This is a genomic window from Streptomyces sp. NPDC002446, from assembly GCF_053595675.1.
Genome location: NZ_JBSFYC010000038.1, coordinates 30234 through 46733, shown reverse-complemented (window position 1 = coordinate 46733; position 16500 = coordinate 30234). Strand labels below are relative to the sequence as shown.

17 protein-coding genes are annotated in these 16500 nt (G+C 71.1%); 9 read left to right on the top strand and 8 right to left on the bottom strand.

Features of this window, described 5'->3' with window-relative positions; all coding sequences use genetic code 11:
* Nucleotides 1-68: 68 nt before the first annotated feature.
* Nucleotides 69-683, top strand: a complete 615-nt coding sequence (locus tag ACWD6P_RS21850; protein ID WP_451445804.1) for a class I SAM-dependent methyltransferase — start codon at nucleotides 69-71, stop codon at nucleotides 681-683.
* A gap of 55 nt (nucleotides 684-738) precedes the next feature.
* Here ACWD6P_RS21850 and ACWD6P_RS21845 read toward each other — a convergent pair whose 3' ends face one another.
* Nucleotides 739-1482, bottom strand: coding sequence for a class I SAM-dependent DNA methyltransferase (locus tag ACWD6P_RS21845; protein ID WP_451445803.1), 744 nt, complete (start codon nucleotides 1480-1482; stop codon nucleotides 739-741).
* Nucleotides 1483-1638: 156 nt separating this feature from the next.
* Nucleotides 1639-2613, bottom strand: a complete 975-nt coding sequence (locus tag ACWD6P_RS21840; protein WP_451445802.1) for a quinone oxidoreductase family protein — start codon at nucleotides 2611-2613, stop codon at nucleotides 1639-1641.
* 115 nt (nucleotides 2614-2728) lie between these two features.
* On the opposite strand from ACWD6P_RS21840, the gene ACWD6P_RS21835 reads away from it, so the two are divergent.
* Together ACWD6P_RS21835 and ACWD6P_RS21830 are read left to right on the top strand one after the other, a co-directional pair.
* Nucleotides 2729-3061, top strand: coding sequence for an ArsR/SmtB family transcription factor (locus ACWD6P_RS21835; RefSeq protein WP_451445801.1), 333 nt, complete (start codon nucleotides 2729-2731; stop codon nucleotides 3059-3061).
* 85 nt (nucleotides 3062-3146) lie between these two features.
* The gene (locus ACWD6P_RS21830) at nucleotides 3147-4037 is read left to right on the top strand and encodes a GNAT family N-acetyltransferase (RefSeq protein WP_451445800.1); all 891 of its coding nucleotides are present in this window, start codon (nucleotides 3147-3149) and stop codon (nucleotides 4035-4037) included.
* A gap of 112 nt (nucleotides 4038-4149) precedes the next feature.
* Here ACWD6P_RS21830 and ACWD6P_RS21825 read toward each other — a convergent pair whose 3' ends face one another.
* The gene (locus ACWD6P_RS21825; RefSeq protein WP_451445799.1) at nucleotides 4150-4455 is read right to left on the bottom strand and encodes a hypothetical protein; all 306 of its coding nucleotides are present in this window, start codon (nucleotides 4453-4455) and stop codon (nucleotides 4150-4152) included.
* Nucleotides 4456-4578: 123 nt separating this feature from the next.
* Here ACWD6P_RS21825 and ACWD6P_RS21820 point away from each other — a divergent pair, with 123 nt between their 5' ends.
* A complete protein-coding gene (locus ACWD6P_RS21820; protein ID WP_451445798.1) occupies nucleotides 4579-5418 on the top strand; it encodes an NAD(P)H-binding protein in 840 nt (279 codons plus the stop codon).
* Nucleotides 5419-5450: 32 nt separating this feature from the next.
* Here the strand turns inward: ACWD6P_RS21820 and ACWD6P_RS21815 are convergent, their stop codons facing one another.
* Entirely contained in the window at nucleotides 5451-6131 is a 681-nt protein-coding gene (locus tag ACWD6P_RS21815) for an HAD family hydrolase (protein ID WP_451445797.1), read from the bottom strand.
* Between the two features lie 55 nt (nucleotides 6132-6186).
* Complete coding sequence (locus ACWD6P_RS21810) at nucleotides 6187-6918, bottom strand: LysE family translocator (protein WP_451445796.1); 732 nt, start codon at nucleotides 6916-6918, stop codon at nucleotides 6187-6189.
* Between the two features lie 68 nt (nucleotides 6919-6986).
* Here ACWD6P_RS21810 and ACWD6P_RS21805 point away from each other — a divergent pair, with 68 nt between their 5' ends.
* Nucleotides 6987-7664: a LuxR C-terminal-related transcriptional regulator gene (locus tag ACWD6P_RS21805; RefSeq protein WP_451445795.1), complete on the top strand. Its 678-nt coding sequence runs from the start codon at nucleotides 6987-6989 to the stop codon at nucleotides 7662-7664.
* Between the two features lie 31 nt (nucleotides 7665-7695).
* Here the strand turns inward: ACWD6P_RS21805 and ACWD6P_RS21800 are convergent, their stop codons facing one another.
* Nucleotides 7696-9267: an SMI1/KNR4 family protein gene (locus tag ACWD6P_RS21800; RefSeq protein ID WP_451445794.1), complete on the bottom strand. Its 1572-nt coding sequence runs from the start codon at nucleotides 9265-9267 to the stop codon at nucleotides 7696-7698.
* A 254-nt stretch (nucleotides 9268-9521) separates the two neighbouring features.
* Nucleotides 9522-10658, bottom strand: coding sequence for a substrate-binding domain-containing protein (locus ACWD6P_RS21795; RefSeq protein ID WP_451445793.1), 1137 nt, complete (start codon nucleotides 10656-10658; stop codon nucleotides 9522-9524).
* A gap of 553 nt (nucleotides 10659-11211) precedes the next feature.
* Here ACWD6P_RS21795 and ACWD6P_RS21790 point away from each other — a divergent pair.
* From ACWD6P_RS21790 to ACWD6P_RS21775, 4 genes are read left to right on the top strand one after another with little or no spacing between them, the layout of a single operon-like run.
* The gene (locus tag ACWD6P_RS21790; RefSeq protein ID WP_451445837.1) at nucleotides 11212-13602 is read left to right on the top strand and encodes an ATP-binding protein; all 2391 of its coding nucleotides are present in this window, start codon (nucleotides 11212-11214) and stop codon (nucleotides 13600-13602) included.
* A complete protein-coding gene (locus ACWD6P_RS21785; protein ID WP_451445792.1) occupies nucleotides 13583-14059 on the top strand; it encodes a roadblock/LC7 domain-containing protein in 477 nt (158 codons plus the stop codon). Before ACWD6P_RS21790 ends, ACWD6P_RS21785 begins: the two co-directional genes overlap by 20 nt.
* A gap of 48 nt (nucleotides 14060-14107) precedes the next feature.
* Entirely contained in the window at nucleotides 14108-14593 is a 486-nt protein-coding gene (locus ACWD6P_RS21780; RefSeq protein ID WP_451445791.1) for a DUF742 domain-containing protein, read from the top strand.
* Nucleotides 14541-15155 (top strand): GTP-binding protein, encoded by a 615-nt coding sequence (locus ACWD6P_RS21775; RefSeq protein ID WP_451445790.1) that lies wholly within the window; start codon nucleotides 14541-14543, stop codon nucleotides 15153-15155. Before ACWD6P_RS21780 ends, ACWD6P_RS21775 begins: the two co-directional genes overlap by 53 nt.
* Nucleotides 15156-15231: 76 nt before the next feature.
* Here ACWD6P_RS21775 and ACWD6P_RS21770 read toward each other — a convergent pair whose 3' ends face one another.
* On the bottom strand, nucleotides 15232-16488 hold the full coding sequence (locus tag ACWD6P_RS21770; RefSeq protein WP_451445789.1) for a cytochrome P450 family protein: 1257 nt from the start codon (nucleotides 16486-16488) through the stop codon (nucleotides 15232-15234).
* Between the last annotated feature and the right edge of the window lie 12 nt (nucleotides 16489-16500).

The following is a 16500-nucleotide window of genomic DNA, read 5'->3' as shown; positions in this document are numbered from 1 at the left end:
GGGCAACGGGCCCATCGCCCGGTCGTCAGCCCCGCCCCGCCACGCCACGCCCCGCCTACGATGATCCGATGCGCCCGCCCGACCTGAAGCCCTACTGGAACACCAATGTCGCCCGGCACCCGGACATCCTCCGCGTCGTCCCCGAAGGTTGCGGCGACGCACTGGATGTCGGCTGCGGGGACGGGCTGCTGGCACGGAAGCTGACCGGGCCGGCGAAGCGCGTCACCGGCATCGACAGCTCGCCGCAGATGATCGCCCGCGCCCGCGAACTCGCCGTCGGCTACCCGTCTCTCACCTTCGCTGAGGGCGACTTCCTCACCGACGCCCTCCCCGCCGGGGGCTACGACTTCATCTGCTCCGTGGCCACCGTCCATCACATGGACTTCGAGGCGGCTCTCACCCGCATGCGCGAGACGCTGCGTCCCGGCGGAGCGCTGGTGGTGATCGGCCTGGCCCGCTCGACGACGCTGGCGGAACGGGCGGTGGCCGTCGCGGCTACCCCGGCCGTACGGATCACGAAGGTGATTCGCCGCGCACAAGGCCCGGTGGGGATGCCGGAAGCCGATCCCCAGATGAGCTATGGGCAGGTGCGAGCCACGGCGCAACGGCTGCTGCCCGGTGTGCGCTATCGCCGACACGTGCTCCGTCGCTATTCGCTGACGTGGAAGAAACCCACCCGATAGGAGCGGCGGCCGGCCCCGGCAGGTGCGGGGCGGTTCGGCTGGGTGTCTGTGTGGGCTACGCGGTGCGGTCTGCGCGTTCGTAGACGCTGATGTGGCGCCAACTGGCGGCGGTGTACGGCTCGCCGTTCCACCCACCCCACCGTTCGCGTAGCCGGAGTCCGGCGATGCGGGCCATGAGGTCGAACTCGGGCGGGTGGGCCAGGCGTAGCCTGATGGGTGAGAGCCTGATGCCCCCGCTGCTGATGCGGATGTGGTTCAGGTCGAGGACCTGGGTCAGCGGGTCGTACTTGCCGGCATCGAGGTCGACGTACTCCATGCCGACGTGCTCGGTGTCGAGGTACTGATGGCCGGGGCGTGAGGGCGCAGTGGGGATGCGGCATTCGACGACGAACACGCCGTCGTCGGCGAGGTGGTTGGCGGCGTTCTGGAAGCATCGGACCTGGTCTTCCTGGGTGAGCAGGTTGCCGATCGTGTTGAAGACCAGGTAGGCCAGTCCATAGGTACGGCCGGTGGTGACGCGGGACATGTCGCCCATGGTCACGTCGACTTGGTCGCCACCCGGCTTCTCGCGCATCCGATCGACCATGTCTTGCGACAGCTCGATCCCGTCCACCCGTACCCCCGCCCGCATGAGAGGCAGGGCGATACGGCCGGTGCCCACTGCGAGTTCCAGGGCGTTCTGCTGCCCTGCGAGCTTGGCCAGGAACGCGACGGTCTCGGCCTCGTCACCGCGTGGCTCGTCGTCGTACCGCTGGGACACCTCATAACCGAAGCTCGTCCTGGGATCGAATCCCTCCACGGAACGCTCCTCTCATGATGGGCCTCATGATGGGCCGAATCGCCTGGCCAAGCCTGACGAAGCTCGCGTGCCGGGCCGGACCGGGCTGGACCTTACCGGCGAAGTTCCCTTCCTCACCACGCATTTAGCGAGCCGCCCGACCGGCAACAGCCGGCCCTAGCCGGCCATCGTCAGCAGCAGCTTCCCCGTGCTCGTCCGCGAACCCATCAGCCGGTGCGCCTCCGCCGCCTGCGACAGGGCGAACTCGGCGGTGACCGGCAGGGAGACCGTTCCGTCGGCGACCTTCAGGAACGCCTGCTCGGCCAGCGCCCGCAGGGCGGCGGGAGCGGTCCGGGCCAGCATCAGGATGGAGAAGCCGCCGACGGAGAGACCCGTGGGGTACAGCTCCGGCTGCCCCACGCTCCACGGCTCGGCCGAGCTCGCGTTGCCGAAGGAGACGAGGCGTCCGAAGGCCGCGAGGGAGGACAGTGAGGCCTTCAGCGTCTCGCCGCCGACCGGGTCCAGGGCCAGGTCGACCCCGCGCTCCCCGGTCGCCGTCCGGACGGCCTGCTCGAAGTCGCCGACGAACACCTCGTCGTAGCCGTACGCGCGGGCGTACTCGGCCTTGGCGGCCGACGACACCACGCCGTACACCGCGCCCGCGCCCGCGGCCTTCGCCAACTGGCCCACGACGGTGCCGATTCCGCCAGCCGCGCCCTGGACCAGGACGGTCTGGCCCGGCTGCAGTCGGCCCACCGTGTGCACCAGTGCGTACGCCGTCGGCAGCACCGTCGGGAGGGTCGCCGCGGTGCGCAGATCGACGCCCTGTGGCAGCGGGAAGACGGTCGCCGCCTCCGCTACGGCCACCTCCGCGTAGGCGCCGCCGTCTGTCAGGGCGGTCACCTCCTGGCCGACGGACAGGCCGGCCACGCCCGCGCCGACGGCCCGTACCCGCCCGGAGACCTCCAGACCGGGCCGGTAGGGCAGGGCCGGCACCCGGTAGCCCTCTGCACGCGCCTTCAGGTCCGCGAAGTTCACCCCCGCGTACGCGACATCGATGCTCACCTGCCCGGGGGCGGGTTCGGGGACGTCCGCCTCCACCACCTTCAGGACCTCGGGACCGCCGTACTCCACAAACTCGATCGCGCGCATGCCACACCGCCTACTCGGCTCGACTGTTCCCGTGTGTTCGACGAAAAGCGAACACTCGCGAGTGTATGATGTGCATCGAACACTCGGCAAGCCGGATTACGCGCGGGAGGACAACGTGACCGCCACCAGCCATCGGGCCGCACCCGAGCACACCCACCCCGATGACGTCCCCGTCCTCACCGCGCTCGCCGCCCTGGCCGACCCCGTACGGCTCATCCTCGTCCGGGAGCTTGCGGGCTCACCCGAGTGGTCACGGGCCTGCGGCAGCTTCGATGTTCCCGTCGGGAAGGCGGCTCTCAGCCACCACTTCGCCGTACTGCGCGGGGCGGGCCTCGTCGAGCAGCGCGACCAGGGCCCCAAGCGCGTCAACCGGCTCCGCCGGGCGGAATTCGACGCCCGCTTCCCAGGGCTGCTCGAACTGGTACTGCGTCCGGACCGGCCTGAGTAGAGCGTTGCCGCCCGTGGCGGCCAGCCCGCGCCGGCCGGCCGGAAACCGCGTGCGGACTGTGGTGCGGTGGTGTGTGATCGCGGCTATGGCGATTGTGTTGGGCAAGCCGGGAGTCGACGGGCTGGGCGAGGCTGTGGGCGTGCTGCGGGAGTGGCAGTACGACGGTGCGCCGATGCAACTGCATCCGGGGGATCTGGGCTGGTTCTGGCGGTGGGGTGCGGAAGCGACCGCCGCGGCGGTCAGGACGTGGAGCCGGGACGGACGGATTCTCGCCGTCGGGCTGCTGGACGGTCCCGGGCTGTTGCGGCTGACGATCGCGCCAGACGCCCAGCGGGACGAGGAGCTGGCGTGGCAGTTGGCTGAGGACGTGACCGAGCCGGAGCGCGGCGTACTGCCCGAGGGGAGGGTGAACATCGAGGCGCCGACGGGTGCACTGGTCCAAGATCTGCTGTTCGAGGACGGCTGGCACGCCGACGAGCCGTGGACGCCGCTGCGCCGCGACCTCACCGAGCCGGTGAAGGATCCAGGCATGCGGATCGAGGTGGTCGGGCCGGCGCAGGCGCACGTGTTCGCCGCCGTACATCGGGCCGCGTTCGACGGGTCGAGGTTCACAGGCGAGCGCTGGCACGCGATGGCGGCCGGATTGCCGTACGCCGACGCCCGGTGTCTGGTCGCGTACGACGACCAGGGCGAGGCGGTGGCGGCGGTGACGGTGTGGTCGGCCGGTCCAGGTAGGCCCGGGGTGCTGGAACCGATGGGCGTGCACCGCGAACACCGCCGTCACGGCTACGGCGAGGCGATCACCGTCGCCGCGGCGGCCGCACTCCAGGAGCTGGGTTCGTCGAGCGCGCTCGTCTGCACCCCGAGCTCCCATGTCGGCGCCGTCGCCACCTACAAGTCAGCCGGCTTCCGGCAACGCCCCGAGGTCCGGGACCAGTACCGGGACGCCTCCGACCGCCCGGCCCCTGCCGACTGATCCGAACCAGTCGGCAGATCGGCAGAGGCGGCTTCGGCGACCCTTGCGCGTCAGTCCACGGCAGGCCCTGACCAGCGGCAGCGGCAGCGGCATACCCCAGCGGGCGCCTCAGTTACAGCGGTGGGTGGTCCGGTACGGGCGAGGCGGCTACCGCGTCGTCAAGGATCTGCTCTCGCACCGCGGCGGTCATCGCGCTGATCGAGGCGGCCAGTGGCAGCAGTTCAGCGGCCGGCACCGGATGCGCAAACCGGTCGCCCGATGCGTCGAGGCTGGTGATGGCCTGTCTGATCAGGCTCATCGCTTCGGGAGTCCGGGGAACCGCGTCGGCTTTGAGGAGGTTCAGCATCGTCTCTAACGCGTCGGCCAGTACGCGGACCGCTTGCCGCAGCTCTTCGGTCTCGGGGAGTTCGTCGTTCATGGCGGAACGATCCCGGGCGGAGCCGTGGAGAGGCAAGCGCGTCCCCCGGATCCGGCCAGGAAGCGTTTGTTCGACATCCTGAGATTGGCCTCAACCAAGGTTCAGATCCTAGCGTTTCTGATCATGACTCAACGCCACATACTGCTGTTCCCGGACGCCCTCGAAGGCGGGCTGTCACGGCGCATCCTCAACGCCCTTCCCACCTCCGTCGAACCGGTGACCGCCGAGGTGACCGACCCCGACGGGCTGGCCGCCCGCCTGGCGGAACTCGGCGGGGTGCGGGCCGCCTTCCTGCAGTGGCCGTACGACCGCGCGGCCGCCCACTTCACCGCTCCCCACCACGTCCCCGCCGTCGTCCAGGCCCTGGCCGCGCACGCCGGACGCATCGTGCTCAGCTCCACGCACGCCCTACGCGAAGGCGCCCCCGCCACCACCCACGACGCTCCCCACTCCGCGTTCCACCGCGCACTGGAGGAGCGGGTACGCGGCGCAGGCGTGCCCTGGACGACCCTGCGCCCTTGTATGCCAGCCCATATGACACTGCGCTGGGCCGAGGCCATCCGCACCGAAGGCGTCGTACGCGGCCCGTACGCCCAGGCCGCCCGGCCCCTGATCGACGACCGCGACCTGGCCGAGGCCGTGACCCGTACGCTCCTGGACGACGGCCACGACGGGGCCTCGTACTTCCTGACGGGCACCGAGGCGCTGACGCACCAGCAGCGGGCGGAGACCATCGGCGCGGTGATCGGCCGCCCGGTGCGCTACGAGGAGACCCCGCCGGAAGAGACCCGGCAGATGATGCTCCGCACCTGGCCGCCCGCGCATGTCGACGCCGTACTCGCCAACATGGCCCTGCAGGTCACCGAACCCGAGCTCCCCTCCCCGGACTTCGCACGCATCACGGGGCGCCCGCCCCGCCCGTTCCGCACCTGGGTGGCCGACCACGCCGATGCGTTCCGCTGAGCTTGGGGTGGAGACGGAGAGACCGGGGCGGGTCAGGGGGCAGGGGGTTGCTGCGTAGCCAGCCCTGCCGCCCAGTCCAGCAGTTCGGGGTCGCCCAGGCTGGTGCCCAGCCAGTCGTGGTCGAGGCCGGCGCCCGGAAGGGACGGTACGACCGCGACGTACAGCCCGGCTGAACGCGCCGAGGAGATGCCCGTGGCCGAGTCCTCGAAGGCCACGGAGCGCTTCGGGGACACGCCGAGTGCCTCGCATGCCGTGAGGTAGAGGTCCGGCGCGGGCTTCGGGGAACGTACCTCGTCAGCGGCGAACGAGTGGGTGAAGTACGCGGCGAGACCGGCCGATCCCAGTGCCGTGTCCAGTAGTTCCCGGGGGCTGTTGCTGGCGACGGCTATGGGTACGGCGGCCCGGCAGGCGCGTATCAGCTCCGCCGCCCCGGGGAGGGCGGCGGCGCCCCGGGCCAGCTCCGTGCGGACTCTGTCGAGGAGTTCGGCGGCGATTTCGGCACCGGCGCCGGGCCGCCCGAAGTAGTCCGCCATGGCCTCTCCCGCGGCTTCCACGGTACGGCCGATGACCAGCGCTTTCTGTTCGGGGCCGAAGGAGTGGCCGTGCGCGGCGAAGATGGCCGTTTCCGCGACGGTCCAGCAGACTTCGGTGTTGACCAGCAGGCCGTCGCAGTCGAAGACCACGGCGTCCGTGCCGGTGGGGAGCGGGCTCATGGGTGTGTCGTGTCCTTTCACATGGGGTGAGTTGGTCCACTTCGCACTGCGCGTTTCACTCCCCGAGCGCGAGCCGGAGGCCGAAGGCGGCGATGACCGTACCGGTGATGCGGTCGAGATGGCGGCGTACCGAGGGCCGTTGCAGGCGGTCTCGGAGCACATGCGCGAGGGTGATCAGTGCGCAGGCCCAGATGACGGCCAGCAGGATGTGCACTCCGGCCAGGAGCACGCCCGCGGCGAGGTGCGAGGCGTGGGCGGGGATGAACTGCGGGAGCACCGCGACGTAGAAGGCGCCCATCTTCGGGTTGAGGAGGTTGGTCGCCAATCCTTGTCGCCAGCCGCCGAGCAGGGTGTCGCCGGCGGCTGTCCCGGTCTTGGGCTCGGTCTTGGCCCCGGCCTTGGACTCGGGCTTGGACGCGGCCCTGGACTCGGGCTTGGACGCGGGCCTGGTGCGGGCCTCGCTCGCGGTGGCTTGCGGGCTCTCGTCCGCCGAGCGGCGCCAGGTGGCCCACAGCAGCCTGCCACCCATCCACACCAGGTACGCGGCCCCGGCCCAGCGGAGTGTCTCGTATGCGAGGTGAGACGCGGTCAGCAGTGCGGTGACACCGAGCGAGGTGAGCACGCCCCAGACGAGTGTGCCGCTCTGGATGCCGAGGACCACGCCCCAGGCGCGACGGCGGTGCCCGAGTGCGGCAGTGCGCAGGACGAGCGCGGTGTCCAGCCCGGGAGTGAGGGTGAGAAGTCCCACCATCAGGAAGAAAGTCCACAATCCGGCTATGTCGATCATGGGCGATCACGATACGTCGGGAGTCGCAGCGCATCCACTTTTCTGCCCGAAAGCGGGCAGGAATTGCGGTGTTTGCTGCTCGCGTTCGTCCCCTAGGAGCTCTTGGGGAAGGCGGCGCGCAGTCTGGCGCCGTTGCTGAGGAGGGCGGCTGCGGCGAGGGGGAGGGCGCTTATGGCCTACAACATGGTGAACCACGCCGGGCAGAGGCCGGGGATCATGTCGACGGTGATGATCGCGAGCGGCATGACGATCGAGAGGATGCGCACGCGCCCCAGTCGGACGAGGGTCTGCGGGCGGCTCTTGCCGCCCGCCGCGAACTTCCGGGACTGCCGGTCCTGGTCCTCTCCCAGCACGTCGAACAGCTCTATGCGCGCGAGCTGTTGGCCGACGGCGCCGGCGGCATCGGCTACTTCCTCAAGGAAAGCGTCTTCAACGCCGATCAGTTCATCGATGCCCTGGAACGCGTCGCCGGCGGCGGGACCGCCATGGACCCCGCCGTCATCACCACATTGCTCTCCACCGGGCCCTCGAACCGACGACTTGAACGGCTCACCGAACGCGAACACTCCGTACTCGGCCTCATGGCCGAAGGGTTGTCCAATCAGGCCATCGGCCAGCGGCTCTTTCTGAGCGACAGCGCCATCAGCAAGTACACCACCTCCATGTTCGGCAAACTCGGCATCACGGATGACGACAACAACAACCGCCGCGTCCTCGCCGTCCTCGCCTACCTGAACAAGCCCTGACGCACCGTCCGGGCCCAGCGTGCGGCGCGTTTCATCCGCTGGCGGTCTTGAGGGTGCCGGTGACGCGGAGGGCGGTGTCGGTGGTGAGGCCGAGGCGGGCTGCCCAGGCGAGGGCGTCGTCGAGGGTGGCGTCCGTGTCGGCCAGGCGTGCCGCGATCAGGGTGGAGGGCACCTTGCCGTCGTTCAGCAGGGTGGTCCACTGGCGTCCGGTGAGGGCGAGGTAGCGGAGGTCCGTCAGGTCGGACAGGGCCGTCGGGTCGGGGATGGCGGCTTGGGAGAGGTCGAGGCCGCGCAGGTGGGGGATGGTGCGCAGCGGGGTGAGGTCGGCCGGGACGGTGGTGGTCAGGTCGAGGGAGGTGAGGTGGGGGTGGTCGGCGAGCGGGGTCAGATCGCCGGTGTCGAGGGTGAGACGCAGGGATTCGACGGGCAGTTGGCGCACCGGCGTCAGGTCGGCGGTGGTGGAGCGGTTGAGGTGCAGTCGGCGGAGGCGGGGGGCGGCGGTGAGCGGAGCGAGGTCGACGAGGCCGGTGGCGTCGTTGATGTGGAGGGCCTGGAGGGTGGGCGGGACCTCGTCGGGGATGTCGCCGATGATCTGCTGAGGGGCGGGGTCGCAGTCGGGTTCGAGCAGCGAGAGGTGGTCGCCGTGCTTCTCGTAGGCGCCTTGGTCCAGCAGTTCCAGGTAGTGGCCGAGGAGTGAGGTGATCGAGTCGGCGACGTAGACGGGTCCTTCGTTGTAGTCGCGACCGGTGTGGATGACCTGGCCGGGGCGGCCGTGCCGGGCCGGGGCCGTGTCGACGGCGAGGAAGTTGCCGTCCTCGCCGGTGGCGAAGCGCAGCCAGCCGGGGTGGCTTCCGCAGCGGCGGACGGTGTCGGTGGGGGTGGTGTCGAAGACGACGGCGTCCCATTCCAGGTCCCAGCCGTACCAGGGCCGTTCGCCCGCGTGCCGATCGGTGTGCTGGGCGACGAGGCGCTCCAGCGGCAGCCAGGCGTTGCCTTGGAACAGGTAGGGGTGGTCGTAGCCGATACCGTCGCCGTCGGCGATCTCGTAGAGGGCTCGCAGGTCGGCGGGGAGGCGGCGGCCCAGGCGGTGTTCGGCTTCGTCGAGCGCGGCGGCGGTGGCGGGCGGGGGCAGTTCTTCGGGATGTCCCAGGATCGCGGCGCGCCGTTCGAGGTAGGCGCGGAAGCGGGCCACGGCCAGCTCGGGGTCGCCCGCCGGTGCGGCCGTCCCGGGCTCTTGGTGCAGGCCGGGCTGCGGCAGGCGGTAGTCGGGGTCCAGGACCACTTGGAAGCCGCTGCCCGTGCCGATCACCCAGGTCAGGGCGTCGTGGAAGGCGACGAGCCGGTACTCGCCCGACGGGCGGCACCGGAGCTCCAGGCTGACGGGTTCCCAGCCGTGGGCGGTGCGCAGGGTCTCCGCCAGTGCCATGAGTTCGCTGTAGGGGTTGGGCACGCTGGTGTTCCCACCGTCCCGGCGCGGGGTGTAGCCGCCGGTCACCGAGGTGCCGCCGCGGCCTGCGCGGGCGTGCATCACTGCCTGCGTCCAGCCGCTCGGTGCCTTTGCGACGATCGCCTCGACTACGGGTCGTACCGCCTGCTCCACCATGCTCTGCTCCTGTGCCGTCGTTGTTCCCGCGCATCATGACAGCGACCACTGACAGAGCGACTCCGTGTGCCGGAACGCGGCGGACGTCGATCAACGGCGAGAAGCACGAGGCGAGGTGGCTCCCGGGCGTGGCGGCACCGGGGCGCGGACGCTGCCCGGGCTCGGGCAGCGGGGCCGGCCGCCGCCGTCAGCCGGCGACCTGTTGGGTGAGGGCAGCCGACGCCCTCACCGTCCCTCCCACCCGGGCGGGCGCGTCAGTTGCCCCAGATCTTGCGGTATGCCTGGCGGTAGCCCTCGGAGTCCCAGGACAGTGCGCCGCCGCTGTTGGCGGCGGTGGCGATGTGGACGGGGGCGACGTACCCGCTGTCCGGGGCGCCGGTGAAGGCGCGGTTGAACTCGTCGATGATCTGCCAGCCCTGTTCGGAGAGGGGCTCGGGGACGGTGGCGGCCTGGAACTGCTTGCCGTTGACGCGCTGGAAGGCCGACGGGTCGCCGTCACCGGCACCGATGTTGAAGGGGGCGCCGGCGCCGTCCTTGCCCGCGGCGCGCAGGGCGGGGGCGGCGTGCTGGAAGTACAGGTCGTTGATGGCGGCGGAGTAGGTCCACTTGCGGCCGAAGCGGGACAGCAGCGAGCGGACTTCGCCGATGGAGCGGCTGCTGGCCTGGGGAATGGGGATGTCGGTGTAGCTCAGCAGCTTGGTGTCGGAGCAGGTGGCGAGCTGCTTCTTGATCAGGTCGGACTTGTGCTTGGCGAAGGGTATCGAGGCGTCGGTGAACAGGACGACGCCCGCGCGGCCGTTGGACCGGGCGATGATCCAGTCGGCGCTGATCTTCGCGACGTCCTCGACCCGGGAGGTGATGTTGCTGAAGAGTTTCGGCTCGTCACTGGGGCCGGGAGCGGCGGTGGCGTGCCAGCCGATCAGCGGAATTCCCGCCGTATTGGCCTTTTTGACGCTCTCTGCGGCGGTTTTGGGGTCGAAGCCGCCGATGACGATGCCGTCCGGTTTGAGGCCGATGGCCTGCTTGAAGGCGGCTCGGATGCCGTCGGGCGTGCCCTGGCCGTTGATGGTGCGGGCGCGCCATCCGACGATCTTGGCGGCTTCCTGGACGCCCTTGGCGACGCCGGCGACGCCGGGGTTGGTCAGGGTCTCGGCGATGTAGACGACGGTCTTGCCGTGGATGGCCTTGGGTCCGGTGGTGGGGCCCTTCCAGGGCGCGTTGGCCTCCTCGGCCTTCTTGACGGCTTGCTTGGCTCTGGCAAGGACGGTGGGGCATCCGGGCTTGGCGGAGCTCTTGGGGGATGCGGTGGTGCCGGTGCCGGATTCGCAGCCGGCGGTGGCCATGACCAGGAGTGCGGCGGCTGTCACGGCCGCCTTGCGGGTGGGGTGCACGGGTCTCCTCGCAGCGCAGGATGAGGATACGGGTGGGGTGGGGGGAGACAGGTTACGGGTGGCGATGCCGCGCGGGGCATCCGCCCTCGGGAGGTACGGCCGGCGCCGGCGGCGGATCCGGCGAGGAAGTGCCGGTTCGCACCCCGCTCCCCCGCGGACACCGTCCCATCGGCCGACATGGCGCACCGCAAGGGGCTAACAGGCCAAACGTGACAAAGAATTGAATACCGCTTGACCGTTGGTGGTCATGTGTTGCCTGCGTGTGCACACGCGGTAGTGTTCACCGCCGGTTGGACCTGTGGCGCGATCTTTTCGCTCGCATTTCGGTGCGAACTTCGCATGCGTCACGATCCCCGGTCGTCGGCGGTCGGCAACAACAGCTCGGTCACCGCTCAGGAGCACGTCGCAAGGAGGCCCGGTGTCTGTGGACACAGAGGACCCGCCACCACACATACCGGACCCGTCGCGGCGTGCGTCGTCGAGGCGGCGATTCCGTCGGCAGACGGCCGCTCTCCTGGACCGATGGCCGTTCCGGCGGAAGCTCAACGTGCTGGTGATCGCGCCCGTCGCGGTCGTCGGTGTGCTGCTGGGCGTCGGCGTCAACGCCCAGGTGGAGAAGGCGCGGGACGCCAGCCGGACCGCGGAGCTGGTGCGCGACAGCGAGCAGGTCACGCGGCTGATCAACGACGTACAGGCGGAACACCGGCAGGCGCTCCTGCTGTCCGTGGAGCAGGAGGCGGCCCGGCCGGGCGCCACCCTGCCGTCGACCGCCGACTACCGCCGGACGCAGCAGGACACCGATGAGCAGGTCGCCGCGGTGCGGTCCGCGTTCGGGGCGGGCCTGCCGAAGCAGGAGGCGCGGGCCCTGCAGTACATCCGGGGCCTCGCCGTGCTGCGCGACAAGGTCGAACGGGGCTCGGTTCCGGCCGCCAGCATCGATCCGGCGTACGCCGCCGCGGTCGGCTACCTGATCGACGGCATCGGCCTCGACCGCTTCGTCGGCACCTCGTCGTCCTCGGTGACCAACCTTCTCGACACGGTGCTGCGCGCCGACGCCGCCCACGCGGCCTTCGAGAGCGGGGTGTTCTCCGCCCAGACCCTGGATGCCAACGCACTGACCGAGTACACCCGTGCGGTCGGCGCCCACAAGGTCTTCGAGGAGCAGACGGACCGTTTCGGCAGGATCGCCGACCCGGACCAGGTCCTGCGCCTGGACGGGATCGAGCGAGCGGCCGAGCAGAACGGCGTCCAGGCCCAGTTCGCGGAGCTCCAGATCGATCCGGACTCGCTGCAGGGCCAGACCCCGGACCAGCTGCGCAAGGCGATCGCCGCCGGCACCCGGCAGGCCGAGGCCCGCCTCGACATCACCCGGTCGCTGATCGATCAGATCGCCGCCCGGGGCGACGGTCTCTCCCGGAGCGCACTGCACAACGCGCTGGGGATGCTCGGTCTCGCCCTGCTCGGCTTCGCCTCCTGGCTGACCTTCTCGGTGCTGGTCCGGCGCTCGGTCGCACGTCCCCTGTCGGCCCTGACCGGCGCCGCCCAGCAGGTGGTCGACGTGGCCGGCGAGGAACTCGCCAGGGTCGAGGACGACGAGTCGGCGGAGCGCACCCCGCTGCGGCCGCGGCCGATCCCCGTCCCGGTCCGCGACGAGATCGGCCACCTGGCCGAGGCGTTCAACCAGGTGCAGATCACCGCCGCGGCGCTGCTGGAGCGGCAGGTCCTCAGCCGCCGCAACGTCGCCGAGATGTTCGGCAACGTCGGCCGCCGCGTCAGCAACCTCACCTCACGCCAGCTGATGCTGATCGATGCCGTGGAGCGCGAGGAGACCGACCCCGACGTCCTGGAGCGGATGTACCGCATCGACCACATCGCCGTACGCCTGCAGCGCAACGCCGACAGCCTGATGCTGCTCGCCGGCATCCGGGACCCCGAGGTGGAGGCCCGGCCGACCTCCCTGGTCAACGTCATCCGCGCGGGGCTCGGGCAGATCGAGGGATACCAGCGGGTGTCCCTGCGCTCCGAGACGGAGGTCACCGTCGCGCCCGACGTCGTCGACGATCTGACCCTGATGCTCGCCGAACTGCTGGAGAACGCGGTCTCGTTCTCCCCGTCCGACACGCCCGTCGAGGTGGTCGTCCGGCCCGGCACCGACGTCACCTCGGACGGCGGTGCCCTGATCGAGGTCATCGACCACGGACTCGGTATGAGCGCAGAGCGCCTCGACGAGGAGAACTCCCGGCTGGTCCGGCGGGAACGGCTCGACCTCGTACCGACCAAGGTCCTCGGCCTGTTCGTGGTCGGCAGCCTCGCCCGGCGCTCGGGCATCCGCGTCAGCCTCAGCCGTACGCCGGGCGGCGGGGTCACCGGCAGCGTCTGGCTCCCCTCCGCGCTGCTGCTGGCCGTGCACCCCGCCGCCGCACCGTCCCCGGCCGCGGACGTGCCCCTGGACGTACGGCCCGTGGACGTACTGCCCGTGGACGAGGCCGCGCCGGAGCGTCCGGCGACGCCCGAGCGGGAGACCACCACGCCCGAGTACCCGCCGGCTGCCGCCACTCCCCTGCCGGTGCGGCACCCCGCCGCCGCCCCCGAACGGCAGCCGGCCGCCCCCGCGCCGCAGGGCGAGCTCCCGCGCCGCCTTCCGCAGCGCGCGGACGCGGAGCAGCCCGCCCCCGCGGCCGAGCCGCGCCCCGCACAGCCCGGCCGGCCACTGCGACGGCGGGTACGGGGTGCGACGCTCGATATGACTGCCCCGACGGCCGACCGGGAGACCCAGGCCGTGCGCCGGCCCGTCGACGCCGACGCCGTCCGCTCGGAACTCGACGAATTCGAGGCCGCCGTCCGCAGGGCGGAGCAAGAGAGTGCGTCCGCCCCGCGGGATGCGGCGCCCTCGCCACACCAGCAACCCCGGAAGGAGTCGGGCAGTGACGACGCCGACAGGTAAGAGCAGTTCCGAGCAAGCGGAACCCACCGATCTGACAGCCGCGGCCGCCGACTTCACCTGGCTGCTCGACCGGTTCGCCACCCAGACGGCCGGTGTCGTCGACGCCATCGCGGTGTCCTCCGACGGCCTGCTGATCGCCGTCTCCCGACTGCGCGAACAGGCCGACTCCGAGCGGCTCGCAGCGATCGTGTCGGGCGTCACGAGTCTGGCCGCCGGTGCGTCCGGCAACTACGGCCTCGGCGGCCTCAACAAGGTCATCATCGACCTGGAGGGCGGCCATGTGCTGGTTTCGGCCATCGGCTGCGGTGCCGTCCTCGGCGTGGTGGCCTCGAAGGAGGCGAAGCTCGGCAACATCGCCTACGAGATGACCCTCTTCGCCAACCGTGCCGGGAGCGCGCTCACCCCCCAGCTGGTGCTGGAGCTCAAGAACAGCGCCGGCGCCGCACCGGCCCGCTGACCCGTCCCACACCGCGGAGGCAGGGGTGCAGCCGCCGAGAAGAGGATCATGATGGCCGCCGGTGAACCAGGGCCGAACGAGGGTGGGGGTCCCCCCTTTTCGCGAGGAGCCGAGAGCTCGGGGGAGGGCAGCGGCCCGGGTCCGTCGGAGCCGGCCGGCCGCGCTCCCGCGATCCGGCCCTTCCTCCTGACCGCCGGCAGGGTGGCGGGGGGCGGGGCCGGCCCGCCGCTCCCGGTGGAGACCCAGGTCGTGGCGACGTCGTCCGGGCTCTCCGTACTGGACTCGCTCGCCTTCGAACAACACGACATCGTCGCCGCCTGCCGCAGACCGCAGTCGGTGGCGGAACTGGCCGCCCGGCTGCGCCTCCACCTCAACGTGGTCCGGGTGCTGGCGGAGGACCTGCGCGCCGCCGGACATCTGGCGGTCCACGTCCCGAACGCCAGGACAACCCAGGACATCTCCGTACTGCGAAGGGTTATTGATGGTCTCCGTGCCGTCCCCGACTCACGGGACACACTCCGCGCCAGCGGTTGAACAGCCTCCGCTGCCGGTCAAGCTGGTCATCGCCGGCGGCTTCGGCGTCGGCAAGACCACGGCCGTGGGCGCGATCTCCGAGATCCGGCCGCTGACCACGGAGGCCGCCATCACCGAGGTCGCGGCGGGCGTGGACGATCTCTCCCACACCCCCGGCAAGACCACCACCACGGTCGCCATGGACTTCGGCTGCATCACCATCGACCCGACGCTGAAGCTCTACCTGTTCGGCACGCCGGGCCAGGACCGGTTCGGGTTCATGTGGGACGACGTGGTCGAGGGCGCTCTCGGCGGTCTGGTGATCGTGGACACCCGCCGCCTGGACGACTGCTACGCCGCCGTGGACTACTTCGAGCACAAGGACATTCCGTTCGCCGTCGCCGTCAACGCCTTCGACGGCGAGGTCCAGCACAGCCTCGACGAGGTGCGGTGGGCGCTGGACGTCTCCGACCACGTACCGCTGATCGTCTTCGACGCGCGCAGGACGGGCTCGGTCCGGGACGCCCTGCTGCTCGTCCTCGACGTCGCCCTGTCCCGCGCGGAAGGCGCCGTAGCGGGCTGACCCCCGGCCCCGGCGCCCGCCTCTTCCTACGGGGCCTCTGCGCCTGGCCGGGAGTCGGCGCCGGTGCGCCGGCCTGTCAGAGGCGCCGGTCGTAGCCGACGGGCAGGTGGGCGGTGCCGCGGCCGAGGACGGCCGGGATCCACTCGATGTCCTGGTCCCTGATGGCGAGGTGGAGGCCGGGGAGCCGGGTGAGCAGGGAGCCGAGGGCGATCTGGAGCTCGCTGCGGGCGAGGGCGGCACCGGGGCAGAAGTGGATGCCGTGGCCGAAGGCGAGATGGGGGTTGGGGCTGCGGTCGAGGTCGAGGGTGTCGGGGTCGGGGAAGCGGCGCGGGTCGCGGTTGGCGGCGCACAGGGAGACGATCACGGAGTCGCCGGCCGGGACCTCGGTGCCGTGCAGATCACTGTCCCGGTCGAAGAAGCGCCAGGTGGTCAGCTCGAAGGCGCTGTCGTAGCGGAGGAGTTCCTCGACCGCGCGGGGCAGCAGGGCGGGTTCGTCGCGCAGACGGGCGAGCTGGTCGGGGTGGCGGAAGAGCGCGATCAGCGCGGTGGTGATCTGGTTGGTGACCGGTTCCTGGCCGGCGACGAGGAGCTGGAAGATCATGGAGTCCAGCTCCTCCTGGGTGAGTTCGCCGTGGTCCCGGGCCTGGACGAGGCGGCTGAGCAGGTCGTCGTCCCCGTGTTCGCGCTTGTGGGCGACGACGTCGGCGATATAGCTCTGCAGGCCGTGCAGCCGGGCCTCGTAGGCCGGTCGGCCGGGGTCGGTGGGGCCGACGGGCTGGACGACCTTGCCCCAGTCGCGGTCGAAGCGGGCGGCCAGCTGCTGCGGGAGGCCGATGACCTCGGCGAGGACCTGGAAGGGGAAGTGGGCGGCGAAGCCGGTGACGAGGTCTGCGGGGCCGGATTCGGGCAGTGCGTCGATGAGGCTGTCGGCCAGTTCCTGGAAGCGGGGGCGCAGGTCCTCGATGCGGCGGGGGGTGAACGCGTCGGTGACCAGGCGCCGCATACGGGTGTGCCGGGGCGGGTCCTGGTGGAGGAGGTGGACCTGGAGCTGGGAGTGCTGCGGCTCGGGCATGATCGAGGCGCGGGCGCGCCAGCTGTCGTTGCCGCGCTCGTGGTTCTTGCCGAGTCGGTCGTCGTTGAGGGCCGCGTGGGCGGCTTCGTATCCGGTGACGAGCCAGGCCCGTACGCCGCTGGGGAAGAGCACGCGGTGGACCGGTCCGGCCTCGCGCATCCGCTCGTAGAGGGGGTAGGGGTCGGCCTTGTACGGGCAGCCCATGAGCGGCACGGGCTCGGGCAGCGCCCCGGTGGCCGTCTCGGGTTCCTGGAGGGTCATGAACGGGGCTCC